The sequence below is a fragment of the Exiguobacterium sp. UBA5002 genome (genome assembly GCF_002396765.1).
Classification (GTDB): Bacteria; Bacillota; Bacilli; order Exiguobacteriales; family Exiguobacteriaceae; genus Exiguobacterium_A.
Genome location: NZ_DGYQ01000026.1, coordinates 187,357 through 211,677, shown reverse-complemented (window position 1 = coordinate 211,677; position 24,321 = coordinate 187,357). Strand labels below are relative to the sequence as shown.

Below are 24,321 nucleotides of genomic sequence, written 5' to 3'. Positions count from 1 at the left end.
GCGAACGTATGTATTGATTTTTGCTGAAGAACGCTTTGAAGCCAAACGAAGATGTATGCTACAATAACACGAGAGTTTGTTTAAGGATGGGAGCGTTCCACATTGATAGAATTCGTACGCGGCGAAGTCGCTTATGTCTGTGCGGAATTCGTGACGGTAGAAGTTGGCGGGATTGGCTACAAGATCGTAGCACCGAACCCGTTTTTTTATCGGACCGGAGACGAACAGATCATCGTATATACGTATCACTATGTCCGTGAGGACCAAGAAGTCTTATTCGGATTCCGTTCCCGGCGTGAGCGTGCCTTGTTCACGAAGTTGCTCGGTGTGACAGGGATCGGACCAAAAGGAGCGCTTGCAATCGTCGCATCAGGGAATGTCGATGCGCTTGTTGAAGCAATCGAACAAGAAAAGGAAAGTTATCTCGTCAAGTTCCCAGGTGTCGGCAAAAAGACAGCAAAACAAATGACACTCGATCTAAAAGGAAAGTTAGCAGAGCTCGCGCCAGACTATGTACCGAGCGAAGGCTTGTTCGCACAAGGTAACGCTGAGTTGAACGAAGCCTGTGAAGCTCTGACGGCGCTCGGTTACAGTGATCGAGAAGTCGAAAAAGTCAAAAAAGCGTTGCAGGCAGAAGTCCTGTCAACGGATCAATATGTTAAACGGGCACTCCAGTTGTTATTGAATGTGAGGTGAGGACATGGAAGAGCGCATTTTGTCAGAATCCGCCCATGCGGAAGATCAAGAAGAGTGGAGTCTGCGTCCTCAGACGCTCGAACAATATATCGGGCAGGAGAAAGCAAAAGGAAACTTAAGTGTCTTCATCGAGGCGGCAAAAATTCGTCAGGAAACACTCGATCACGTGCTTCTCTACGGTCCTCCGGGTCTTGGGAAGACGACGCTTGCGACGATCATCGCAAACGAGATGGGGGTCGGCATCAAGACGACAGCCGGTCCTGCGATCGAACGACCAGGTGATCTAGCGGCAATTCTCTCATCACTTGAGCCGGGAGACGTCCTGTTCATCGATGAGATTCATCGGTTGAGTCGATCAATCGAAGAGATTCTATATCCGGCAATGGAAGACTATTGTCTCGATATCGTCATCGGTCAAGGGGAACTCGCCCGCAGCGTCCGAATTGATTTACCACCGTTTACGCTCGTTGGTGCGACGACGCGTGCCGGGATGCTGTCGGCACCGCTACGTGATCGTTTTGGAGTGACGCTGAAGCTTGAATATTATACGATGTCAGAGTTGTCTGCCATCGTGACCCGGACGTCACGATTGTTCGGATTCGAAGCGGATCGTCTCGCAGCAGAAGCGATCGCCCTTCGTTCACGCGGAACACCACGTGTCGCGAACCGGTTATTACGGCGTGTCCGCGACTTCGCTCAAGTTGCCCATCAAACCGAAATCGATGCCTCGCTTGCGACAAGTGCACTTGATCGCTTGCATGTCGATGCGCTCGGACTCGACGATGTCGACCATCGTTTATTACGATCGCTTGCAGAACGGTTTGCCGGTGGTCCGGTCGGTCTTGAGACGATTGCAGCGACAATCGGAGAAGATGCGCAGACGATCGAGGATGTATATGAACCATATCTACTGCAACAAGGATTTTTACAACGTACTCCGCGCGGACGCGTCTTAACACCGTTCGCCCGCCAACATTTAGGACTGAAAGAAGGAAATTGAACCAATGGATGTAAACTTATTTGATTTTCATTTACCAGAAGAACAAATTGCTCAAGTGCCATTGCTCGACCGGACGAGTTCGAAACTGATGGTTCTCGATCGGGAGACGGGTGCGATTCAGCATCAGCACTTCCATGATATCGTCGACCACTTTCGCGAAGGTGATACACTCGTCATCAACGATACGAAAGTCTTACCAGCACGTCTCTTTGGTGTAAAGGAAGAGACGGGTGGGAAAATCGAATTGTTGCTTTTGAAGCAGACGAGTGACGATGTGTGGGAAACGCTAGCAAAACCAGCAAAACGCGTCAAACCAGGAACGATTTTGTCGTTTGGTGACGGGTTACTCCGTGCTGAGTGCGTCGAAGCACTTGAAGACGGGGGACGGATTCTGAAGTTTTTCTATGACGGCATTTTCTATGAAGTGCTCGACCAACTCGGAACGATGCCACTGCCACCGTACATTCATGAACAACTAGAAGATCAAGATCGTTACCAGACGGTCTACGCTCGCGAACGTGGGAGCGCTGCGGCACCAACAGCGGGTCTTCATTTCACGCCGGAATTGCTCGAAGCGCTTCAAGCGAAAGGTGTCCGGATCGCACCGTTGACGTTACATGTCGGACTTGGCACATTCCGTCCTGTTTCGGTCGACGACGTCGATAGTCACAAGATGCACAGTGAGTACTACGAACTGCCGGAAAGTTCAGCTGCTCTACTACGCGAAACACGGAAACAAGGCGGACGGATCATCGCGGTCGGTACGACGTCGACGCGAACGCTTGAAACGGTCATCCGTGATCACGGTGACTTCGTCGAAGCAACAGGTTGGACGGACATCTTCATTTTCCCAGGTCAGGAAGTCAAAGGGATCGATGGATTGATCACGAACTTCCACTTACCGAAATCAACATTGATTATGCTCGTGTCCGCGTTATCGACACGGGAACACATTCTGCATGCCTACGAAGAAGCTGTCGCGAATGGCTATCGTTTCTTTAGCTTCGGTGATGCGATGTTCTTAACGAGAGAGGAACGAAACTAATGACAAAACACGCGGTAACATACGAACATATCAAGACATGTAAACAATCCGGAGCGCGGTTAGGAATCGTCCACACGCCGCACGGTAGTTTTGAGACACCGGTCTTCATGCCGGTCGGAACACAAGCGACGGTCAAGACGATGGCACCGGAACAAATCAAGGACATGAACGCGAACATCATCCTCGCGAACACGTACCATTTATGGGTGCGTCCTGGACACGATGTCATCAAGGAAGCAGGCGGTCTGCATAAATTCATGAACTGGGATGGCGCGATTCTCACGGACTCAGGTGGTTTCCAAGTCTTCTCACTCGCTGATCTCCGGAATATTTCGGAAGAAGGCGTTCATTTTCGTAACCATTTAAACGGTGACAAACTGTTCTTATCACCAGAAAAAGCAATGGAAATCCAGAATGCACTCGGTTCAGACATCATGATGGCGTTTGATGAGTGCCCACCGTATCCAGCTTCTCACGAGTACATGAAAGCATCTGTTGAACGGACAAGCCGCTGGGCAGAACGTTGTCTTGCAGCGCATGAACGTCCACATGATCAAGCGCTGTTCGGTATCATCCAAGGCGGAGAATACGAAGACTTACGTCGTCAAAGTGCAAAAGACCTCGTTGCGCTTGATTTCCCGGGTTATGCGGTCGGTGGTCTATCGGTCGGAGAACCGAAAGACGTCATGTACCGTGCGCTCGAATTCACGACACCACTCATGCCGGAAGACAAACCGCGTTATTTGATGGGCGTTGGTTCACCGGACGCGTTGATTGAAGGCGCGATTCGCGGAATCGATATGTTCGATTGTGTCTTACCAACACGAATTGCACGAAACGGAACGTTAATGACCTCAAAAGGTCGTCTTGTCGTTCGGAACGCGAAATATGCACGTGATTTCCGTCCGCTCGATGAGAACTGTGATTGCTACGCGTGTAAGAATTACTCACGTTCGTACATCCATCACTTGATTCGTGCGCAAGAAACGTTCGGTCTTCATCTGTGTTCGACACACAATCTTCACTTCCTCGTCAAGTTGATGGAAGGCGTTCGTCAAGCGATTCGTGAGGATCGTCTGCTCGATTTCAAGGAAGAATTCTTCGAAGAATACGGTTACAATTTACCGAACGCAAAGAATTTCTAACAAATCGTCTGACAAATCAATCCTTTCACGGTATAATGAACGTGATTTGAATGATAAAAGGAGCTGAATATGATGCAACAATTATTGACATTCCTCCCGATGATCTTGATCTTCGTGGTGTTCTATTTCTTGTTGATCCGTCCACAGAACAAACGCCAGAAGCAAGTGCGTCAGATGCAAAATGAACTCTCACGCGGCGATTCGATCGTAACGATCGGCGGTCTTCACGGGGTTGTCCAAAAAGTGGACGACACGACGGTGACATTGAAGTCAGGAAACGCACAATTGACATTCAACCGAAGTGCTGTGGCAGAAGTGACGAAAAAATCAACGACTGTCATGGGCGACGAAACGGTCGAATAAGGCATTGAAAAGACGCTTTCCGGATTCCGGAGCGTCTTTTCTGTTTATATATGAGAAAAACGTTTGCTAAGATTACCATTTCTTTTGTAAGCTAGGGTAGGAGAACAAAGTTGTCTGAAAATATACTGGGAACTAGAGAAAGGACAATGTAGCATGATCAAGAAAGGGAAACTTGCCACATTCTTCATCGTCGTCATCGCGTTGCTCGTGCTGATCGGTACGACATCGTCATGGTTGCTGAAGGATACGAAGCTTGGCCTTGACCTTAAAGGTGGCTTCGAAGTCTTGTATGAAGTACAACCACTGAAAGAAGGAGACGTCATCGACCAAAATGCGATGAGTGCCACATTGACGGCAATTGAGAACCGTGTCAACGTTCTCGGTGTCTCTGAACCGGATATTCGGATCGAAGGTAACAACCGGATTCGTGTTCAACTTGCTGGCGTCAAGGATCAGACGGAAGCGCGTCAAATCCTATCTTCGACAGCACAATTGTCATTCCGTGACATCAACGATAAGTTGTTGCTTGACGGTTCAGACTTAAAAGCTAAAGGAGCAAAAGTCGGATATGATCCGAATACGAATGAACCACTCGTCGAATTGACGATGAAGTCAAAACAGAAATTTTATGAAGTAACTCAAAAAGTCTCACAAATGCAAGCACCGGCGAACCGCCTTGTCATCTGGCTCGATTACGAAAAAGGTGATACGTACGAAAAAGAGATTCAAAAGAAGAATTCGAAAATCGTTTCGGATGCATCGGTCACTCAACCAATCAACTCGGATAAGGCAATCATTTCCGGTGGCGATATCGATGCCGAGTATGGTAAACAATTGTCCTCAATCCTTAACGCAGGAGCACTGCCGGTCAAACTCGAGGAAATCTACTCGACGTCGGTCTCTGCTGCTTTTGGACAGGATGCACTTGATCAGACGCTCTTCGCCTCAGCAATCGGTGTAGCTGCGGTCTTCTTGTTCATGCTACTGTTCTACCGGGTCTCTGGATTCGTTTCGATTATTACGTTGCTGTTCTACATCTATCTCGTCATGATCTTCTTTAACGGGATCAATGCTGTCCTCACATTACCGGGGATTGCGGCACTCGTTCTTGGAGTCGGGATGGCGGTCGATGCGAACATCATCACTGCTGAGCGGATCAAGGATGAATTACGAAGTGGTAAATCTGTCTTGTCCGCGTTCAAAGCCGGTAACCGTCGTTCGTTCGGTACGATTCTTGATGCCAACTTGACGACGTTAATCTCTGCTGGCGTGTTGTACTACTTTGGTACAAGTACGGTCAAAGGATTCGCCATCATGTTGATGGTTTCGATCGCCGTCACGTTCGTCACGAACGTCTTTGTCTCACGTTACCTGATGCAACTCCTTGTCAGTAGCCGATGGTTCGATAAGAAGAAATCATGGTTCGGTGTAAAGGAGAGTGAAATCCGTGAGCTTTAATCCTACGAAATTCGATTACGTCAAACATCGTAAAATCTATTTCGCAATCACGATTGCGCTTGTCATCGTGTCGGTCCTTTTGTTGTCGTTCCGTGGTCTGAACCTCGGGATCGACTTCACGCAAGGTACACGCGTCGAGATTTCTTCTGAGAATCAAATCAAGGAAGCCGATGTCCGCTCTGTCATTGAAGAGTCAGGCATTGATGCTGCGGAAATCGATGGCATCCAATTTGCTCAAGGTGGAAAACTAGCGAACGTCACGTTCGTTGGGGAATTCAGCCAAAATCAAATCTCTAAAATGAAACAAACGATTGAAACGGAATATAAGAAAGAACCGAGTATCTCGACGGTTTCGGCACAAGTTGGTCAAGAAATCGCGCGTAACGCGATTTATGCCGTCTTACTCGCGTCACTTGGGATCGTCATCTATGTCTCGTTCCGATTCCAACCGTTATACGGGATTGCGACAGTGCTTGCACTATTGCACGATGCATTGATGATTGTCGCCTTCTTCTCGCTGTTCCAGATCGAGGTCAATCTGTACTTCATCGCAGCCATCTTGACGATCATTGGGTATTCCGTCAACGATACGATCGTTACCTTCGACAGGGTACGAGAAAATCTCGGACTTGCTGAAAAGGGCGGACGGAAAGTCTCATTCGATGAGTTGGCGCATATCGTCAATGAATCGATTCAACAGACGATCATTCGCTCGATCAATACCGTCGTGACGGTCATCATGACGGCAGCAGCGCTCTACATCTTCGGTAGCGAAGCGATCCGTGGATTCAGTCTTGCCCTGCTTGTCGGGTTGATCATGGGGATGTATTCTTCGATCTTCATCGCTGCTCAGCTCTGGCTCGTCATGAAAGGTCGGACACTTGGTCGGACAAAACGCGCTTCTTAAAAGAGTATCCGCATCAGCTATCGCTGGTGCGGATTTTCTATTATAATGGGGAAGTTGATTGGAGGGTTTGAGATGTACCATGCTAAAAAAACATGGCTTGATAAAGTCATCGATTCAGAACAGATCGAACAATTGACGGCGGATGGCACAATCTCATCGCACGTCGCACAACTACTTGTCCAACGGGGATTCACGACACGTGAAGCAGCCCGTGATTTTCTAGAAACCGATCAGATGGCATTCCACGATCCATTTGCTTTTAAAGACATGCCGAAAGTCGTCGAACGGATTCAACGTGCCGTCAACGAAGGTGAGATGATTTTAATTTACGGTGATTATGACGTCGATGGTGTGAGTTCCGCTGCGATTCTCTGGCATGCCTTGATTGAAATCGGAGGGATGGCAGAGTGTTATATCCCAAACCGATTCACGGAAGGCTATGGACCGAATGAAGCCGCATTTCGCTGGGCAGCGGAAGAAGGGTTTAGTCTCGTCATCACTGTCGACTGTGGGATTTCCGGTATCCACGAAGCAGATGTCCTGAAGGAACTCGGGGTCGATTTAATCATCACCGATCACCACGAAGCCAAAGAAACGTTACCCGATGCCTTTGCCTTGATCCATCCAGGTGTCGATCCAGACTATCCGTTCTCAAAACTTGCTGGGGCAGGCGTCGCCTTTAAAGTCGCACATGCTCTCCTTGATCGTGAACCAGTCGAATTACTCGATCTTGCCGTGCTCGGAACGATTGCCGATCTTGTCCCGCTCGTCGGCGAAAACCGCTTGCTTGCGATTCGTGGAATCGAGGCGCTAAACGCAAGTGAACGTCCAGGTATCCTTGCGTTACGGGACGTTTGTAGTTTGACGGAAGACGAACTGACGGAAGAATCAGTCGGATTTGCATTCGGTCCGCGGATCAATGCGGCAGGTCGTCTTGATTCAGCGATGCCAGCGCTCGAGATGTTACTAGCGGAAAGTAAGGATGAGGCACTTCATCTCGCGAAACAACTCGACCAACAAAATAAACAACGTCAAGATATCGTCAAACAGATTGCAGAGGAAGCAACGGCACTTGTCGAAGAACGTTTTACAGAGGACCGCGTGCTCGTCGTCGATGCGGCAGACTGGAATCCAGGTGTCGTCGGGATTGTCGCCTCGCGACTCGTTGAAAAATATCACCGTCCCGTCATCATGCTGTGTCATGATGCTGAAAAAGGAACAGCGAAGGGTTCTGGACGTTCAATCCCAGCCTTTGATCTCTTCGCTGAACTGACGAAATGTGAAGACATCTTGCCGCATTTCGGTGGACATCCCGCTGCTGCCGGTATGACGCTCTCTTCCGATGACGTCGAGGCGTTACGTCAACGTTTGAATGAACAAGCCAGTACGTTGCCAGACGATGCCTTCATCGCGACAATCGATGTCGATCTACGTCTACAGGTCAGTGATGTCTCGATCCAGTTGATTGAAGATATTCAGCGATTGGCACCGTTCGGGATGGGAAATCCCGCGCCGCGGATCGTCATCGAGCAAGCGAAGATCCGTGACATGAAACGGATTGGTCGTGACTTGACGCATGTTAAAGCACTACTATCAGGCGACGGGAAGGAACTCGATGCGATCGGCTTCGGCTTCGGCGACCTTGTCGATGAAGTCTCGACCTTATCGGAGATTCACTTGATGGGTAGTCTGAACATCAATGAATGGAATGGGTTCCGTAAACCACAATTGATGATTCAAGACGTCGCCGTCGAAGATGTCCAAGTGTTCGATTACCGCGGCGGTAAGCGGCCGCTGAGCGAACTATTCGCCTTACCGCATGAGACGACGACGTTCGTCGCCTTTACTGATGAGGTGAAGGAGAAGTACGCGGAACGTCCGTTGAACGGACCGATTCGTCAAAACATCGTCTTCCTCGATCTACCGGAAGAAGAAGTTGCGTTTCATCCATACGTCCAACAGGCAGAGCGGATTTATTGTGCCTTTAAGGACGAGGGCTATTATTTTGAGACGATTCCATCGCGGGAGGACTTCAAGCATTACTTCCAGTATTTCGCGAAATGTCCACGCGACGAGCTCCGAATTGGTCTCGTACGTTTGTCAAAATCGCGAAAATGGACGAAACGATCGATTAACTTTATGCATTCGGTATTCTCGGAACTTGATTTTCTTGTTACAATGGAGGACGGGCTGCCGGGTGTAAACCCAAATGCTGCAAAACGAGATCTGACGGAAGCTCCGACGTACCAGCGTCATGAAGCGCGTCAAGAGCTCGAGCAACAATACATTTATTCGTCACTCGCTCAGTTGAAAGAGCGTTTTGATACTTTGGTAGAAGCGGCGAAGCAGGAGGAAAAGACATGGAGTTCAAACAGCATATAAAAGAGGTCGAAAACTGGCCGAAAGAAGGAATCAGTTTCAAAGACATCACATCACTCATGCAGAACGGACCAGTATACAAACAATCGGTTGATGCACTTGTCGAATATGCACGCAGTAAAGGTGCTGATGTCATCGCGGGTCCGGAAGCACGTGGATTCGTAGTTGGTTGCCCAGCCGCTTACGCGATGGAAATCGGATTCGTACCTGTCCGTAAAGAAGGAAAATTACCACGTGAGACAGTCCGTGTCGAGTATGGTCTTGAGTACGGAAAAGACGTCTTGACGATGCATGAAGATGCGATTCAACCAGGACAACGCGTCGTCATCCTTGACGACTTGCTTGCAACAGGTGGTACGATCGAAGCGACGATCCAAATGATTGAAAAATTAGGCGGAACGGTTGCCGGAATCGGATTCTTGATTGAACTCGATGGTCTTGGTGGACGTGAGAAACTCGAAGGATACGACGTTCTCTCATTGATTCGCTACGAAGACTAAAGCATATATACTCTCTTGGTACATGGTGACCAAGGGGGTATTTCTTTTTATTTTGACATCTTCTCAAGATTTCACGATAATAAGAACTATATATTAGGGATTCCGTTGCAGACGATCCCGGGGACTGGGTGAGGAAAAGGGATGACAAACAAACAAATCGTAAATGTAGAAGACCTTCTCGCTCGATGTGCGGAATACATGACGCAAGCTGAAGTCAAAGACATCGAACGGGCTTACCAATTCGCGAAAGACGAACATGATGGGCAATTCCGCCGTTCTGGGGAACCCTACATCATTCATCCGGTACAAGTTGCCGGTATCTTAGTCGATATTGGTTTGGATGCAACGACGATTGTCGCTGCGCTTCTTCATGATGTCGTCGAAGATACGGACATTACACTCGAAGAATTAACGGAACGATTCGGACCCGACGTCGCGATGCTCGTTGACGGCGTCACGAAACTCGGGAAAATCAAATATAAATCGAAACGCGAAGAATTGGCTGAGAATCATCGGAAGATGTTCATCGCGATGGCAGAAGACATTCGCGTCATCTTGATCAAACTGGCTGACCGTCTGCATAACATGCGGACGTTGCAACACATGGTCAAGGAGAAGCAGGTGCAAAAGGCAGAAGAGACGCTCGAAATCTTTGCACCGCTTGCGCATCGTCTCGGGATTTCGACGATCAAGTGGGAACTCGAAGATATCAGTTTGCGATATATCAATCCACAACAGTACTACCGGATTGTCTCAATGATGAAACAAAAACGGACGGAACGCGAAGCGCTCGTCAGTTCGGTCATTGAAGAGGTCAAAGAAGTACTCGATGATGTACAAATCGCAGCGGAAGTCGATGGACGTCCGAAGCATATCTATTCCATTTATAACAAGATGCAAAACTCGAAAAAAGAATTCAGCGAAATTTATGACTTGATGGCTGTGCGCATCATCGTTGATTCAATCAAGGACTGTTACGCTGTTCTCGGAATCATTCATACGCAATATAAACCGATGCCGGGACGTTTCAAGGATTATATCGCGATGCCGAAGCCGAACATGTATCAATCGCTGCATACGACGGTCATCGGACCGAAAGGCGAGCCGCTCGAGGTCCAAATTCGGACACGAGACATGCATTTCATTGCCGAGTACGGTATTGCCGCTCACTGGGCGTATAAAGAAGGTAAGGAACAGGAAGCGAAATCAGGCTTTGAGGATAAGATTGCCCACTTCCGTGAAATCCTCGAATTGCAGAAGGATACAGCGGATGCTGAAGAATTCATGGAATCGGTCAAAGTCGACTTCTTTAGTGACATGTTGTACGTCTTTACACCAAAAGGCGACGTCATCGAATTGCCGAAAGGCTCTGTTCCGATTGATTATGCGTACCGGATCCATACGGAGATCGGTCACCGGACGATCGGGGCGAAAGTCAACGGACGGATGGTCCCGATTGATTATAAGCTGAAGACAGGCGACATCATTGAAATCGTCACTTCAAAACACAGTTATGGTCCAAGTAAGGACTGGCTCAAGATTTGTGTGTCGAGTCAGGCGAAGAACAAGATCCGTCAATGGTTCAAACGTCAGCAACGCGAAGAGAACGTCTCTAAAGGACGGGAACTGATCGAAGCAGAAGTCAAGAAACTCGGATTCGAGCCGAAGGAAGTCATCAATGAGAAGACGCTCGAAGACGTGACGCGGAAGTTCAACTTCGCGCAAGAAGAAGACATGTATGCTGCCGTTGGGTATCATGGTCTGACCGCTGCCCAAGTCGCGCATAAATTGACGGAAAAGTTACGCAAAGACAAAGAGTCCAAAAATCTTGAACTGAACGAAGCCATTAGTGAGATGAAGACGTTCGATCGTCCGAAGAAGGAAAATCCAGAAGGCGTTCGTGTCAAAGGCATCGATAACATGCTCGTTCGCATGAGTCGTTGTTGTAATCCAGTACCAGGGGACGATATCGTCGGGTACATCACACGTGGACGGGGTGTCTCGATTCACCGGACGGATTGTTTGAACGTCATTCATGAACAAAATCCAGAACGCTTGCTCGAAGTCGAGTGGGAACACGAAGGCAAAGCCGTTAAGAGTTATAACGTCGAAATCGAAATTTCTGGATTCGACCGGGCAGGATTATTGAACGATGTCCTGCAGTCGGTATCTGCGACGAATACAAACATCGTTGCCGTTAGTGGGAAAGGCGACGACAGTAAACAAGCAAAAATCACGATGACGATCGCGATCAATAACGTCAATCATTTACAAAAAGTCGTCGATCGCATCAAACAAATCTCTGACGTGTATGCTGTACATCGCGTCATGATGACGTAAGGAGCGGATGAGTCATGCGAGTCGTATTACAACGAGTCAAAGAAGCAAGTGTCACAGTCGATCAGGAGGTCATCGGTCAAATCAAGCAAGGTTTTCTCTTGCTTGTCGGTGTCACGCACGAAGACACGATCGATCAGGTGAACTGGTTAGCTGATAAAATCGCAGGACTCCGCGTGTTTGAAGATGAAGAAGAACGGATGAACCGCTCGTTGCAAGATGTCGACGGTCAGATTCTATCCGTCTCGCAGTTCACGTTGTATGGTGATGTCAAAAAAGGACGTCGCCCAGCGTTCACGGAAGCAGCGAAACCGGATCTTGCCAACGAATTGTATGAAGCGTTCAATGAACGTCTTCGTGCGCAAGGACTGACGGTCGAGACAGGTCAGTTCGGTGCGATGATGGATATCGCGCTCGTCAATGATGGACCGGTGACATTGATTCTTGAAAAAGAAGCAAACGCTTGACAGGAACCGAGAGACGAGGCAATATTAGACGTAACCAAATGATTCATACGACCGAAGACGAAGAGGAGTAATCAAGACCTTGTCTGCTTAGAGAGTCGCCCCTTGGCTGGAAGGGCGAACAGACGAACTTGATGAAAGACCCTTCCGAGGTATCTTCCTGAACTGATAGTAGGGAAGGTCGTACGCAGGCGTTAACTGCACCGAGTGGTCAAATGTGATTTGACAACCAGGGTGGTACCACGGGATCTTCAAGTTCTCGTCCCTTTGCGGACGAGGACTTTTTTGTATTCAAAAAAGGAGGAATTTGAGATGAAATTACCACGCGGTACGTTTGATGTCCTTCCAGGAACAGTCGAACGCTGGCAGTACATCGAGCAACAATTACGTGATATCAGTAAGCGTTACAACTATAAGGAAATTCGGACGCCGATTTTTGAGGAGACAGAACTCTTCAAACGTGGCGTTGGTGAGACGACGGATATCGTTCAAAAAGAAATGTTCATGCTTGAGAAACGCGGAAAAGACCAGTTGACGTTACGTCCAGAAGGAACGGCTGCTGTCGTTCGTTCATTTGTGACGAACAAGCTGTTCGGTTCACCGAACCAACCGACGAAATTGTTTTACATTGGACCGATGTTCCGTTATGAACGTCCGCAAGCAGGTCGTTTCCGTCAGCTCCACCAATATGGAGTCGAGGCACTTGGTAGTGAACAACCAGCGATCGATGCGGAAGTCATCAGTCTCGCGATGAGCATCTACCGTTCATTCGGATTGAAGCACCTTAAGCTCGTCATCAATACACTCGGGGATAACGAAAGTCGCGCCGCACACCGGGCAGCACTCGTCGATCACTTCAAACCGGTCGTTCACGAGTTGTGTCAGGACTGTCAGAACCGTCTCGAAACGAATCCACTTCGTGTCCTTGACTGTAAGGTCGACCGCGATCACCCGAGTATGGCAACGGCACCATCGATTCTCGATTACTTAAACCCGGCATCAAAAGCCTACTTCGATGAAGTACTGCTTCACTTAGATGCACTCGGCATCGAGTATGTCGTTGATCCAACGCTCGTCCGCGGAATCGATTATTACAATCACACGGCATTCGAGATCATGTCAGAAGCAGAAGGCTTCGGAGCGATCACGACATTATGTGGTGGTGGACGATACAACGGTCTCGTCGAACAGATCGGTGGACCGGCAACACCGGGAATCGGATTCGGAATCGGCATCGAGCGTTTATTGATGGCACTTGAGAATGAGAACGTCTTACCGCCAGTCGATGATCAAATCGATGTCTTCATCGTCGCGCAAGGCAGTGACGAAGTCGAAAAGACGGCAACACGTCTCTTACAATTGATGCGTCTCGAAGGACTTGTCGCGGATCGGGATTATCTCGGTCGAAAGTTCAAAGGACAATTCAAGGCAGCCGATCGCTTGAAAGCACGCTATACGGTCATCCTCGGGGATGAAGAAGTTGAGCGTGGTGCAGCAGCGCTGAAGAACATGGCTACAGGGGAACAGACGGACGTTCCGTTATCAGCAGTCGCTGATACGATCGTCGCGAAATTAAAGGAGGAAGCACAATGATCGGACGCACGCATATGAACGGTCAGGTGACAGAAGAAGTCATCGGTCAACACGTTCAACTTAAAGGATGGGTTCAAAAACGACGTGACTTAGGAGGATTGATCTTCCTTGATCTCCGCGACCGGAGTGGCATCGTCCAAATCGTCTTCCAACCGGAAAACGAGCAGGCACACCGCCTTGCGGAATCGATTCGTTCAGAGTATGTCCTCGACATCAAAGGACACGTCATCGGCCGTGAGAATCCGAACCCGAACATCCCGACTGGGCAAGTCGAGGTCGTCGCGGATGAAGTCGTCATCTTGAACGCAGCGAAAATGACACCATTCCCGATCAGTGAAGAAGCAGAGCAGACGTCAGAAGATTTACGTCTTAAATATCGTTATCTTGACTTGCGTCGTCCGTCGCTTCAAGAGACATTCCGTCTCCGTTCGAAAGCATCGAACATCATGCGGAACTTCCTCGATGAGCAAGACTTCTTGGAAGTCGAGACACCAATCTTAACGAAATCAACACCAGAAGGCGCACGTGACTATCTCGTTCCGAGTCGTGTTCACCCAGGTGAGTTCTATGCCTTGCCACAATCACCGCAATTGTTCAAACAATTGCTGATGGTGTCTGGTTTTGAGCGATACTTCCAAATTGCACGTTGTTTCCGTGACGAAGACTTACGGGCAGACCGTCAACCTGAATTCACGCAAGTCGATATCGAGACGAGCTTCATGGACATCGAAGATTTGTATGCGATGATGGAGTCGATGATGACACGTGTCATGAAGGAAACGCTTGGCAAAGATATCGTGACACCGTTCCCACGGATGCCATATGCGGAAGCGATGAGCCGGTATGGTTCGGATAAGCCAGATACACGCTTCGGTCTCGAATTGATCGATGTCGCGGAAGCCGTCAAAGGTGCAGGATTCAAAGTATTCGACATGGCACTAAAAGCAGGTGGCGAAGTCAAAGCATTGAACGTCAAAGGTGCAGCTGAGCGCTTCTCGCGTAAAGATATCGATAAGTTACAAGAATTCACGGCGATCTACGGTGCAAAAGGTCTCGCGTGGGTCAAAGTGACAGCGGACGGACTGAACGGTCCGATCGCGAAGTTCTTCGACGAAGAAGCAACTGCTCGCCTGACAGCGGCGACAGATGCGGAATCAGGCGACTTATTGTTGTTCGTCGCAGCAAAATCATCGATCGTAGCAGACAGCTTAGGTGCGCTCCGTCAGAAATTAGCGAAGGAACTGGACTTGATCGATGAGTCGGTCTTCAACTTCCTTTGGGTGACGGACTTCCCACTCGTCACGTACGAAGAAGAAGAAGGTCGTTTCTACGCGAACCACCACCCGTTCACGATGCCACGTCGTGAAGATCTCGAATTGCTCGAGACGGATCCTGGAAAAGTCCTCGCCGTCGCGTACGACCTCGTCTTGAACGGATACGAGCTCGGCGGTGGATCACAACGGATCTACGAACGGGATATCCAAGAGCGGATGTTTAAGTTGCTTGGCTTCACAGAAGAAGAAGCAAACGAGCAGTTCGGTTTCTTGATGGAAGCATTCGAATACGGAACACCACCACATGCGGGAATCGCACTTGGTCTAGACCGTCTCGTTATGTTACTCGCAGGACGTTCAAACTTGCGTGATACGATTGCCTTCCCGAAAACAGCATCAGCAAGCGATCTGTTGACGGCAGCACCAAGCCCAGTCTCGGATGCGCAATTAAATGATCTCTCGATTCGAACAGCAGTTAAACAATCGTAAGACACGACAAGCGAATCTTCCGGTATGGGAGATTCGCTTGTTTCATGAAGGAGGTCGAACGGATGGAACGACACTTTTTTGAACGCTCACCGGTTGAAGTCGGTCCAGATTTCTTAGGAACACAGATCACCGTCGATGAGGTGACGATGCGGATCGTCGAGGTCGAAGCCTATCTCGGTCCTCACGATCAAGCAGCGCACTCGTTTTCCGGAAAACCAACGAAACGGACGGCACCGATGTTCGGTCCACCGGGGCATCTCTATGTGTATTTCACATATGGTATGCATCACTGCATGAATATCGTTTGTGGACATGAAGGGGAAGGATACGGACTTTTACTACGAGGTGCGGAAATCATCAGTGGGCACGACCTCGTCGCGGAACGTCGTTTTGGTTGTTCCTACGCAGCGTTGACGGGGGTGCAACGGCGTAATCTCGTCAATGGACCAGCGAAACTGTGCCAAGGATTCGGTCTCACGACAGCGGATTCAGGTCAGGATCTCTATCAAGCACGGTTCCGACTCGTTGCTGACCCGGTCGATGCGATCGTCCAGACGACACGGATCGGTATTCCGAACGCAGGAGAAGCGACAGCCTATCCATGGCGGTTTTATGTAGAGGCGAGTGAAGGTGTCAGTAAACGTTAAAAAATGGACGCTCCGATAAGGAGACGTCCATTTTTTATTTAGGGTTGTTGATTGATTTTTTCGACTGCTGTTTTTTATAGAATTTATAGACGATTGGACCAACCGTCGTTACGAGCGTCATTAATGTTCTAAGTTTACCGCGTTTTGCTGCCATTGATTCATTCACTCCTCTGATTTGTTGTACTAATCATATTCCACGAAAACAACGTCTTAAAACCTCATCGGCACATCAAGTGGTTTTCTATCTACCTTGGTCGGGTCATAGTATAAGGAGAAGGGAGTCGATCAATATGGGAGCAGTCGTTTGGTATCGTCATGATTTACGTGTCGATGATCATGAGGCACTTCGGAGTGCGTGTGAAGAACATGACGTCATTCGTGCCATATACGTCAAAGACCAAAAGAAACGCGATTTTAAAAGAGGTACACAACAAGCACGGTTCGAACAAGAGACACTAGAGAACCTAGCGGGCCATCTGTCTCAAATCGGGATTACGTTAGATATAGTAGAAGGGGAGACAATTGAGACACTCGATTCTTATCTGCAAGCGGATGATACCGTCTATTTCCATAAGATGACCGGAACAGAAGAAGCGACAAGTGAGCAGTATATCGAAGACAGATATACCGTCCGCTCTTTTGAAACACAGACATTACATCGACGGGAAGATATCGGAAGTGATGAATTAAAGCGTGTCTTTACGGCATTTCGAAAACGTGTCGAGGCGAGAGGGACCTTCTACGATCCACTCGATCTACCAACCGGTATTCAGTTAGTAAAAGAAGAATCGGTCGAAGCGAATCCCGAAATCGCGTTCCCCTTCCGTGGTGGAGAGTCAGCAGGGAGAGCGCGCCTTAAGGAATACCTTGCTGAGCCTGTATTCACCTATAAAGAAACACGGAATGGGTTCTTACGAAATGATTCTTCGAAGCTGTCTGCCTGGCTAGCGAACGGATCACTCTCGCCGCGTCGCGTCATGGCTGAATTGCAGGAAGCCGAGCGAAAAAAGGGAGCGAATGAATCGACGTACTGGTTGTATTTCGAACTGTTATGGCGTGACTTCTTCCATTTGACGATGCGTGAGACAGGAAGCCGTCTGTTCCGTGCGAGCGGATTACAAGAAGGTCGATACACGTGGAAGGCGGACCAGCTAGCTGTCGAACGCTGGATAGAAGGAAAAACCGGTGTGCCATTCGTCGACGCCTTCATGAACGAGATTCGCGAGACGGGATGGATGTCGAACCGCGGCAGGCAGATCGTTGCCAGTTATCTGATTCATGAATTAAAGCAGGACTGGCGCATCGGAGCGCGATATTTCGAACAGCAGTTGATCGACTATGATGTCGCTTCGAACTATGGGAACTGGGCGTTCATCGCGGGTGTCGGGAATGCAACACGCACACCACGATTCGATCCTGCATTCCAACAACAACGATATGATCCGAATCAACACTTCACGAAACGTTGGACCTGAAAAAAGCATCTTTTTCTGGAGTGGGAAGTAGTTGCATTTCAGAGGGGAGGATGCTATATTAAATGCATCAGATGGGGTTCCTGAATTGTACGAGAGCCGCCTTTTATCTTTGAGCCACTCTTTTTTGATAGGGAGTTTGACGTTCCAACTAGTAGTACATGCCTCGTAACACAGCAGGAGGACGTACGAATAGGAATCGGATAAGACACCCACCTGCACAGCAGGTTCAAAAATAAGGTATCGACACGGCACTTCGGGTCCCATCGTCTTATTATTTTATTGTTTGACACGTCGCATGACGTTTTTTTTTATGATATAATTCCGAGTAAAACAGTATGAGTATTGTGAGGTTATGAGATGTTACATCAATTTTCGCGTAATGAACTAGCAATCGGTAAAACTGGACTTGACGCATTGGCATCCAAGTCTGTCGCTATTCTGGGAATCGGTGGTGTTGGATCGTTCTCGGCAGAAGCGCTTGCCCGTAGTGGTGTAGGTCGTTTGATTCTCGTTGATAAGGATGATATCGACATCACGAACGTCAACCGACAAATTCATGCCTTGCTTCCGACGGTCGGTCAGCCGAAGGTCGATGCGATGGCAGAACGTCTTGCGTTAATCAATCCAGACCTTGAAACCGTTCGTTTAAAGATGTTCTACAATGAAGAAACATTCGAGTCGTTCTTTGAACAGCAGCCGGATTATGTCATTGATGCATCGGACACGGTCTCGTTCAAGATTCACCTGATTCAAGAATGTAAGAAACGTAACATCCCGATCATTTCGAGCATGGGGATGGCGAACAAGATGGATCCGACACGCATCAAGATCGTTGACATCAAAGATACAAGTTATGATCCATTAGCGAAGGTCATTCGGACGAAACTCCGGAAAGCCGGCATCCATAAAGGTGTTCCTGTCGTCTTTTCCGATGAACCACCCGTTAAGATCATTGAAGAAGTCCGCCAAGTCGTCGGAAACGATGCCGCTGCGATTCGTAAAGCGAAGATGCCACCGAGTTCGAATGCATTCGTGCCTTCAGTCGGTGGATTGATTGCAGCGAGCTACGTCATCAATGAGATTGTCCGTGAAGCTGGCGTGACGATCGAACGCGTTCGTTAAAAAAGCGACCTTATGGTCGCTTTTTCTGATGTGTGGCTGTTTGTTTGTTCCAAAAATCGAGTCGAGCCTGCAGTTGTTTCTCAAAACCGCGTGGGCTTGGACGATAAAAGACGGGTTTGGTCCGGGCAAGGTTTTCTGGCCAATAATTCTGTGGCACATAGGCATGTTCGAAGTCGTGCGGATATTGGTAGGTAACGCCATTCCCAAGTGCCGCTGCACCCGGATGATGGGCATCGCGCAAGTGCGGCGGAACGGGTCCGCCGTCCGAACGACGAACGAGCGTCAATGCTTGATCGATTGCTGAGATGACAGCATTCGATTTCGGTGCCGTCGCGAGATATAAGACCGTTTCAGCAAGCGGGATCCGTGCTTCCGGGAAACCGACGTACTCGCACGCGCGTGCGCAGGCATCGACCATTAATAACGCTTGCGGATCAGACAGACCGATGTCTTCTGCCGCATGGACGTAGAGACGCCGTACGATGAAGCGCGGACTTTCGCCCGCTTCAATCATGACAGCGAGCCAGTAGAGCGCAGCGTCGGGATCGGAACCCCGAATTGATTTGATGAAGGCGGAGATGACATCATAATGCCGATCGCCGTCCTTATCGTACTTCAATGCTTTTTGTTGAATCGATTCCTCGGCGACAGCGAGATCGATCGTGATCTGACCATCGATTTCCGGTGTCGTTAAGACGGCGAGTTCAAGCGCATTCAATAATGCCCGGTAATCGCCATCCGACAACTTGACGTAATGATCGATCGCGTCATCCGTGATCGTGATCGGATATTTGCCAAGACCACGTTCTTCGTCTTTTAGGGTCCGGTCGAGGACGATTCGTAAATCGTCTGCTGTCGGGGGCTCGAAACGGAAAACCGTTGCCCGCGATAAGAGAGCGGCGTTGACCTCAAAACTCGGATTTTCAGTCGTCGCCCCGATCAACGTGATCGTACCTGCTTCGAGCGCTGGCAGTAAGGCGTCTTGTTGCATCTTATTGAATCGATGGATCTCATCGAGAAAGAGAATCGTTTTTTGATCCTCGAACTGAAGACGGGCTTCGGCCGCTTTTAGAATTTCCCGTAATTGTTCCAGTTTCGCTGTGACCGCGTTCAATTGCTCGAACGCTGATTTCGTATAACTGGAGATGACACGCGCGAGCGTCGTCTTACCGGTTCCGGGTGGACCGTAAAAAATGACGGTTCCGAGACGATCGGCTAAGATGGCACGCCGCAGGAGCGTCGTCTCTCCAATCAGATGGCGTTGTCCGACGATTTCATCCAGATTCTGCGGACGCATTCGATTCGCGAGCGGTCCGGCAGGTGACTGGGATTCAAATAAATGTGCCATACACATACGCTCCTTCCACTTTTAGCTACTACTATACTAGAAAGGATGATCCTTCGCATGATGAAAATCTCGACGAAAGGGCGATATGGTCTGACGATCATGATCGCACTCGCGAAAGAAGCTGAATCTAAACCATTATCCCTAAAAAAAATCGCGCAGATGTATGACCTATCTGAGCATTATCTTGAACAGTTGATTGCCCCCCTTCGTAATGGAGGTCTCGTCAAAAGTGTACGCGGTGCTTACGGCGGGTATAAGCTCGGTTGTGAAGCGCAAAACATCACAGCGGGTGAAATCATCCGCCTGCTTGAAGGACCACTCGTCGTCGTCGAAGGCGATGCGTGTGACGAGGTCACAAAACGCAAACTGTGGGATAAAATCCAGCAAGCAGTCGATCAAGTACTCGATTCAACGACGCTACAAGACTTAGCGGAAGAAGAAGATACAGGATACATGTTCTATATTTGAGAGGTGAAAACGAATGAATTACTTTGACCACTCGGCGACGACGCCGATGCGTCCGGAAGTCCTTGAGGCGATGACGCCTTATTTGCTCGAACAGTATGGCAACCCATCTAGTGTCCACGCGGCTGGTCGGTCTGCTCGGGCAGCAATTGACAAAGCACGCCGGCAGATCGCACAAGAATTGAACGCGAAACCAACCGAACTGATTTTTACGAGCGGTGGAACGGAATCGGATAATTATGCAATCTTCGGTGCGGCTGAGGCGGCGCGTGAAAAAGGGCGTCATCTCATTACGACACGGTTTGAGCACCATGCTGTATTGCATGCGTTCGAAGAGCTCGAAAAACAAGGCTATGACGTCACGTATCTCGATGTTCCAGATACAGGTGTCGTCTCATTGGCTGCCTTGCAAGAAGCGGTCCGGGAAGATACGACACTCGTCTCGATCATGTTCGGCAACAATGAAGTCGGAACGATTCAGCCGATTGCGGCATTCGGTCAATTTTTACGAGAACGCGGTGTTTTGTTCCATACGGACGCGGTGCAAGTGTTCGGAAAACAAGCAATCGATGTCGAAGCGTTACAGGTCGATCTTTTATCCGCATCTGGTCATAAAATCAATGGGCCAAAAGGAATCGGATTGTTGTATGTGCGGACTGGTGTGAAGTTGGCTCCTCAAACATTCGGAGGAGAACAGGAACGCAAGCGTCGCGCTGGTACGGAGAACGTACCGGGAATCGTCGGTTTAGCGAAAGCGCTCGAACTGATGATCGCAGAGCGTGAACAACAACAGGACCACATCAAACAGTTGCGTAGCGTTTTGCTAACACGCTTGGATGAAAGTGGCATCACTTACGAAGTCAACGGTGTTGAAGGATTGCCGAATGTCCTCAATCTTTACTTCCCGCAAATTGAAATCGAACCGTTCCTGATCATGCTCGATATGCGCCAGATGGCCGTATCGAGCGGGAGTGCATGTACGGCAGGATCCGTCGAACCTTCGCATGTCTTATCGGCGATGTATGGCGAAGATGAACGGACACGAGCATCGGTCCGAATCAGTTTTGGTCACGGAAATGAGCTCGCGCAAGTCGAACTACTCGCACAAGCCTTGCAAGATGTCGTAAAATCGTTTCAGAATTAACTAAGAGGTGAAATAAATGAATACACGAGCGAAAGCCCCGAGTGAAACGACAGTCGTCGTTGGGATGTCGGGCGGTGTCGATTCTTCTGTGACCGCTCATTTATTAAAAGAGCAAGGCTATAACGTCATCGGAATCTTCATGAAAAACTGGGATGACACGGATGAGAACGGCTTTTGTACGGCGACGGAAGATTATGAAGACGTCATCGCGGTAGCCAATCAAATCGGCATTCCGTACTATGCAGTCAATTTCGAGAAAGAGTACTGGGATAAGGTCTTCACGTACTTCCTCGATGAATATAAACTCGGTCGGACACCGAATCCGGACGTCATGTGTAACAAGGAAATCAAGTTCAAAGCCTTCCTCGATCACGCGATGCGTCTTGGTGCCGATTTCGTCGCGACAGGGCACTATGCGCGTGCCGTCTATGAGGATGGAGAACATAAATTGCTTCGAGGCGTTGATGCAAACAAGGATCAAACATATTTCTTGAATCAATTGTCGCAAGAGCAAATCGCGAAGGCGATGTTCCCGATCGGGCACATGGAAAAATCAGAAGTGCGCCGGATCGCAGAAGAAGCGAACCTCGCAACGGCGAAGAAAAAAGACTCGACAGGCATTTGCTTCATTGGCGAGCGGAACTTCAAACAGTTCCTCGGTCAATATCTGCCGGCGCAACCCGGTGAGATGCGGACACTTGACGGCAACGTCATGGGACGTCACGATGGATTGATGTACTATACGATGGGGCAACGTCATGGACTCGGTATCGGTGGCGACGGAGAGCCTTGGTTCGTCGTCGGGAAAAATTTAGAGGAGAACATCCTCTATGTCGATCAAGGATTCCATAACGAATTGTTGTATTCGGAAGGGTTACTTGCTTCAGATGTCAGCTGGACATCTGAGCGTCCGGTCGGTGAGACATTCCGTTGTACGGCGAAATTCCGTTACCGTCAACAAGATATAACCGTCACGGTTCGTGTCCTCGAAGATGGACTCGATGTTTCATTTGACGAGCGTCAACGAGCAATCACACCAGGACAAGCAGTCGTGTTCTATGATGGGGACATCTGCCTCGGTGGTGCGACGATCGATGCAGCCTATAAAGCAGGCGAACGCCTCGCTTATCTAGCGTAAGGAGCAAAAGAAGATGAACTATAATGAAGTAGGATTCCGGCATCTAGAAGCTGGAAATTATGAATTAGCAGCGCAAGCGTTTAACGACGCGATCGAAGAAAATCCAAAAGATCCGACAGCGTACGTCAATCTTGGAACATTACTCCAAACGATGAACGATGCTGATCGTGCCCTTCGTTTTTATGACCGGGCACTGATGATCGATAACACGTTTGCGAGTGCCTATTATGCAAAAGGGGCGCTGTTCTTTGCTGCCGATAAACTCGTCGAAGCAGAGGAATCATTGCGGGCAGCGTTATTATATGGACTTGACGACGCGGATCTCCATTTCATGCTTGGGATGACGTATCAAAAACTAGGTGATCCAGTACGTGGCTTACCTCGTCTACAGCGCGCGTCAGAATTAAACGGTGTCGATATCGAGATCGCATTCCAATACGGACTTGCCTTAGCGCAAAACGAGAAGTTGGAAGAAGCGGTCGAGATGTTCGAGCACGTCTTGATGCTTGACGAAACGCATACGGATGCACGATACAATTATGCGATTGCCCTTGCTTTCCTTGGTCAACAAGAAGCCTGTTATGCAGAACTCGAAGCCGTTCTTGCCTACCAGCCGGAACACGCCCTTGCGCGGGACGCGAAAGCGAAGATGGATGCGTTATTAAAACAAGCAGACTGATATAAAAAAGACGATTCCGCCTGGAGTCGTCTTTTTTTATGCTATTTAATTCCCAACTTCACGGATGACACGAAGTGGTGGACCGGAAAAGTCTTCATAGGCTTCATCCATGTTTTTCGTGTACAGTTCGATGACGTTATTTTCCGTATCCTTGAAATAAGCAGAATGTTCTTTTTGATTCGAGGTCTCCTGTTCGTCCCATTCTCTGAGCTTCACGGTGATTGATGCTTCCCGCAATTGATTCAAGGCTTGCTGGAACTCGTCCTTCTCAACGTAAAAGGCACAGTGGACATGGACTCCGCCTTCATCGTACAACGTATCCCATTCGGAGACCGGTAAGTGTTTGACGGTCCGTTCTTCCATCGTAAAGTCCCGTTTCAGCCACAGACCGAGTCGAGTATTACCGCCAATGTAGAGCCACGTGGCCCAGACCCCGTCTTGTTTAGATTGTTCTTTACTTGGTTCAGCGTCCTCAGGAGCCCATTGCTCGACGATCGGAATACCAAGTGTCCCATTCCAAAAGCCGACCGCACGATCCATATCCTCGACTTCAAGTACTAATTCACACAATCCTGCAATCGGTAAACGTGCCATCCTTAAACTCCTCCTCTTAACGAAATGTTTCAGGGTATCTTTCCCTGATTTAAAATCCG

The 24,321-nt window shown here is 48.9% G+C and carries 20 protein-coding genes, 1 other RNA gene, 1 pseudogene and 1 other annotated feature; of the genes and pseudogenes, 20 read left to right on the top strand and 2 right to left on the bottom strand.

What is annotated here, in order from left to right; genetic code table 11:
• Positions 1-102: 102 nt before the first annotated feature.
• The 16 genes and pseudogenes from ruvA to B4C70_RS08185 all read left to right on the top strand — a co-directional run bounded on the left by ruvA (position 103) and on the right by B4C70_RS08185 (position 18,894).
• Positions 103-696: a Holliday junction branch migration protein RuvA gene (gene ruvA / locus B4C70_RS08260; protein ID WP_023468936.1), complete on the top strand. Its 594-nt coding sequence runs from the start codon at positions 103-105 to the stop codon at positions 694-696.
• A 4-nt stretch (positions 697-700) separates the two neighbouring features.
• Positions 701-1,696, top strand: coding sequence for a Holliday junction branch migration DNA helicase RuvB (gene ruvB, locus B4C70_RS08255; RefSeq protein ID WP_035406506.1), 996 nt, complete (start codon positions 701-703; stop codon positions 1,694-1,696).
• A gap of 4 nt (positions 1,697-1,700) precedes the next feature.
• Positions 1,701-2,741, top strand: coding sequence for a tRNA preQ1(34) S-adenosylmethionine ribosyltransferase-isomerase QueA (gene queA / locus B4C70_RS08250; protein ID WP_214853061.1), 1,041 nt, complete (start codon positions 1,701-1,703; stop codon positions 2,739-2,741).
• Positions 2,741-3,886: a tRNA guanosine(34) transglycosylase Tgt gene (gene tgt / locus B4C70_RS08245; protein ID WP_214853063.1), complete on the top strand. Its 1,146-nt coding sequence runs from the start codon at positions 2,741-2,743 to the stop codon at positions 3,884-3,886. The genes queA and tgt overlap by 1 nt, the downstream gene beginning before the upstream one ends.
• Before the next feature lie 72 nt (positions 3,887-3,958).
• Complete coding sequence (gene yajC, locus B4C70_RS08240) at positions 3,959-4,249, top strand: preprotein translocase subunit YajC (RefSeq protein ID WP_214853065.1); 291 nt, start codon at positions 3,959-3,961, stop codon at positions 4,247-4,249.
• A 156-nt stretch (positions 4,250-4,405) separates the two neighbouring features.
• A pseudogene (gene secD, locus B4C70_RS08235) lies at positions 4,406-6,614 on the top strand (protein translocase subunit SecD).
• Between the two features lie 72 nt (positions 6,615-6,686).
• The gene (gene recJ / locus B4C70_RS08230) at positions 6,687-8,996 is read left to right on the top strand and encodes a single-stranded-DNA-specific exonuclease RecJ (protein ID WP_290778330.1); all 2,310 of its coding nucleotides are present in this window, start codon (positions 6,687-6,689) and stop codon (positions 8,994-8,996) included.
• A complete protein-coding gene (locus B4C70_RS08225) occupies positions 8,975-9,493 on the top strand; it encodes an adenine phosphoribosyltransferase (RefSeq protein WP_023468928.1) in 519 nt (172 codons plus the stop codon). Before recJ ends, B4C70_RS08225 begins: the two co-directional genes overlap by 22 nt.
• 141 nt (positions 9,494-9,634) lie before the next feature.
• The gene (locus tag B4C70_RS08220; protein WP_290778327.1) at positions 9,635-11,833 is read left to right on the top strand and encodes a RelA/SpoT family protein; all 2,199 of its coding nucleotides are present in this window, start codon (positions 9,635-9,637) and stop codon (positions 11,831-11,833) included.
• 14 nt (positions 11,834-11,847) lie between these two features.
• Positions 11,848-12,297 (top strand): D-aminoacyl-tRNA deacylase, encoded by a 450-nt coding sequence (gene dtd / locus B4C70_RS08215; RefSeq protein ID WP_058713802.1) that lies wholly within the window; start codon positions 11,848-11,850, stop codon positions 12,295-12,297.
• A gap of 45 nt (positions 12,298-12,342) precedes the next feature.
• Positions 12,343-12,564, top strand: a binding site (T-box leader).
• 42 nt (positions 12,565-12,606) lie between these two features.
• On the top strand, positions 12,607-13,887 hold the full coding sequence (gene hisS / locus B4C70_RS08210) for a histidine--tRNA ligase (protein ID WP_064299563.1): 1,281 nt from the start codon (positions 12,607-12,609) through the stop codon (positions 13,885-13,887).
• Entirely contained in the window at positions 13,884-15,650 is a 1,767-nt protein-coding gene (gene aspS, locus B4C70_RS08205; RefSeq protein WP_290778324.1) for an aspartate--tRNA ligase, read from the top strand. The genes hisS and aspS overlap by 4 nt, the downstream gene beginning before the upstream one ends.
• 62 nt (positions 15,651-15,712) lie before the next feature.
• Entirely contained in the window at positions 15,713-16,297 is a 585-nt protein-coding gene (locus B4C70_RS08200; protein ID WP_290778321.1) for a DNA-3-methyladenine glycosylase, read from the top strand.
• A 290-nt stretch (positions 16,298-16,587) separates the two neighbouring features.
• Positions 16,588-17,772, top strand: coding sequence for a DASH family cryptochrome (locus B4C70_RS08195; RefSeq protein WP_290778318.1), 1,185 nt, complete (start codon positions 16,588-16,590; stop codon positions 17,770-17,772).
• Between the two features lie 74 nt (positions 17,773-17,846).
• A non-coding RNA gene (gene ssrS, locus B4C70_RS08190) (6S RNA) lies at positions 17,847-18,036 on the top strand.
• A 93-nt stretch (positions 18,037-18,129) separates the two neighbouring features.
• The gene (locus B4C70_RS08185; RefSeq protein ID WP_290778315.1) at positions 18,130-18,894 is read left to right on the top strand and encodes a tRNA threonylcarbamoyladenosine dehydratase; all 765 of its coding nucleotides are present in this window, start codon (positions 18,130-18,132) and stop codon (positions 18,892-18,894) included.
• A 10-nt stretch (positions 18,895-18,904) separates the two neighbouring features.
• Here B4C70_RS08185 and B4C70_RS08180 read toward each other — a convergent pair whose 3' ends face one another.
• Positions 18,905-20,242, bottom strand: a complete 1,338-nt coding sequence (locus B4C70_RS08180) for a replication-associated recombination protein A (RefSeq protein ID WP_047393656.1) — start codon at positions 20,240-20,242, stop codon at positions 18,905-18,907.
• Between the two features lie 60 nt (positions 20,243-20,302).
• Here B4C70_RS08180 and cymR point away from each other — a divergent pair, with 60 nt between their 5' ends.
• From cymR to B4C70_RS08160, 4 genes are read left to right on the top strand one after another with little or no spacing between them, the layout of a single operon-like run.
• Positions 20,303-20,710: a cysteine metabolism transcriptional regulator CymR gene (cymR, locus tag B4C70_RS08175; protein ID WP_290778471.1), complete on the top strand. Its 408-nt coding sequence runs from the start codon at positions 20,303-20,305 to the stop codon at positions 20,708-20,710.
• A 13-nt stretch (positions 20,711-20,723) separates the two neighbouring features.
• Entirely contained in the window at positions 20,724-21,851 is a 1,128-nt protein-coding gene (locus B4C70_RS08170; RefSeq protein WP_290778312.1) for a cysteine desulfurase family protein, read from the top strand.
• Positions 21,852-21,867: 16 nt separating this feature from the next.
• On the top strand, positions 21,868-22,989 hold the full coding sequence (gene mnmA, locus B4C70_RS08165; protein ID WP_290778309.1) for a tRNA 2-thiouridine(34) synthase MnmA: 1,122 nt from the start codon (positions 21,868-21,870) through the stop codon (positions 22,987-22,989).
• Positions 22,990-23,002: 13 nt separating this feature from the next.
• Positions 23,003-23,668 (top strand): tetratricopeptide repeat protein, encoded by a 666-nt coding sequence (locus tag B4C70_RS08160; RefSeq protein ID WP_290778306.1) that lies wholly within the window; start codon positions 23,003-23,005, stop codon positions 23,666-23,668.
• 45 nt (positions 23,669-23,713) lie between these two features.
• Here the strand turns inward: B4C70_RS08160 and B4C70_RS08155 are convergent, their stop codons facing one another.
• Positions 23,714-24,262 (bottom strand): VOC family protein, encoded by a 549-nt coding sequence (locus tag B4C70_RS08155; RefSeq protein WP_214859649.1) that lies wholly within the window; start codon positions 24,260-24,262, stop codon positions 23,714-23,716.
• Positions 24,263-24,321: the final 59 nt, after the last annotated feature.

Bases quoted from the DNA above. Each gene is read 5' to 3' on its own strand.
- B4C70_RS08180 (WP_047393656.1), bottom strand. From the start codon at position 20,242: ATGGCACATTTATTTGAATCCCAGTCACCTGCCGGACCGCTCGCGAAT.
- ruvB (WP_035406506.1), top strand. From the start codon at position 701: ATGGAAGAGCGCATTTTGTCAGAATCCGCCCATGCGGAAGATCAAGAA.
- recJ (WP_290778330.1), top strand. From the start codon at position 6,687: ATGTACCATGCTAAAAAAACATGGCTTGATAAAGTCATCGATTCAGAA.
- B4C70_RS08155 (WP_214859649.1), bottom strand. From the start codon at position 24,262: ATGGCACGTTTACCGATTGCAGGATTGTGTGAATTAGTACTTGAAGTC.
- B4C70_RS08220 (WP_290778327.1), top strand. From the start codon at position 9,635: ATGACAAACAAACAAATCGTAAATGTAGAAGACCTTCTCGCTCGATGT.
- B4C70_RS08195 (WP_290778318.1), top strand. From the start codon at position 16,588: ATGGGAGCAGTCGTTTGGTATCGTCATGATTTACGTGTCGATGATCAT.
- B4C70_RS08185 (WP_290778315.1), top strand. From the start codon at position 18,130: ATGTTACATCAATTTTCGCGTAATGAACTAGCAATCGGTAAAACTGGA.
- tgt (WP_214853063.1), top strand. From the start codon at position 2,741: ATGACAAAACACGCGGTAACATACGAACATATCAAGACATGTAAACAA.
- mnmA (WP_290778309.1), top strand. From the start codon at position 21,868: ATGAATACACGAGCGAAAGCCCCGAGTGAAACGACAGTCGTCGTTGGG.
- yajC (WP_214853065.1), top strand. From the start codon at position 3,959: ATGCAACAATTATTGACATTCCTCCCGATGATCTTGATCTTCGTGGTG.
- B4C70_RS08225 (WP_023468928.1), top strand. From the start codon at position 8,975: ATGGAGTTCAAACAGCATATAAAAGAGGTCGAAAACTGGCCGAAAGAA.
- B4C70_RS08170 (WP_290778312.1), top strand. From the start codon at position 20,724: ATGAATTACTTTGACCACTCGGCGACGACGCCGATGCGTCCGGAAGTC.
- queA (WP_214853061.1), top strand. From the start codon at position 1,701: ATGGATGTAAACTTATTTGATTTTCATTTACCAGAAGAACAAATTGCT.
- hisS (WP_064299563.1), top strand. From the start codon at position 12,607: ATGAAATTACCACGCGGTACGTTTGATGTCCTTCCAGGAACAGTCGAA.
- aspS (WP_290778324.1), top strand. From the start codon at position 13,884: ATGATCGGACGCACGCATATGAACGGTCAGGTGACAGAAGAAGTCATC.
- B4C70_RS08160 (WP_290778306.1), top strand. From the start codon at position 23,003: ATGAACTATAATGAAGTAGGATTCCGGCATCTAGAAGCTGGAAATTAT.
- dtd (WP_058713802.1), top strand. From the start codon at position 11,848: ATGCGAGTCGTATTACAACGAGTCAAAGAAGCAAGTGTCACAGTCGAT.
- B4C70_RS08200 (WP_290778321.1), top strand. From the start codon at position 15,713: ATGGAACGACACTTTTTTGAACGCTCACCGGTTGAAGTCGGTCCAGAT.
- cymR (WP_290778471.1), top strand. From the start codon at position 20,303: ATGAAAATCTCGACGAAAGGGCGATATGGTCTGACGATCATGATCGCA.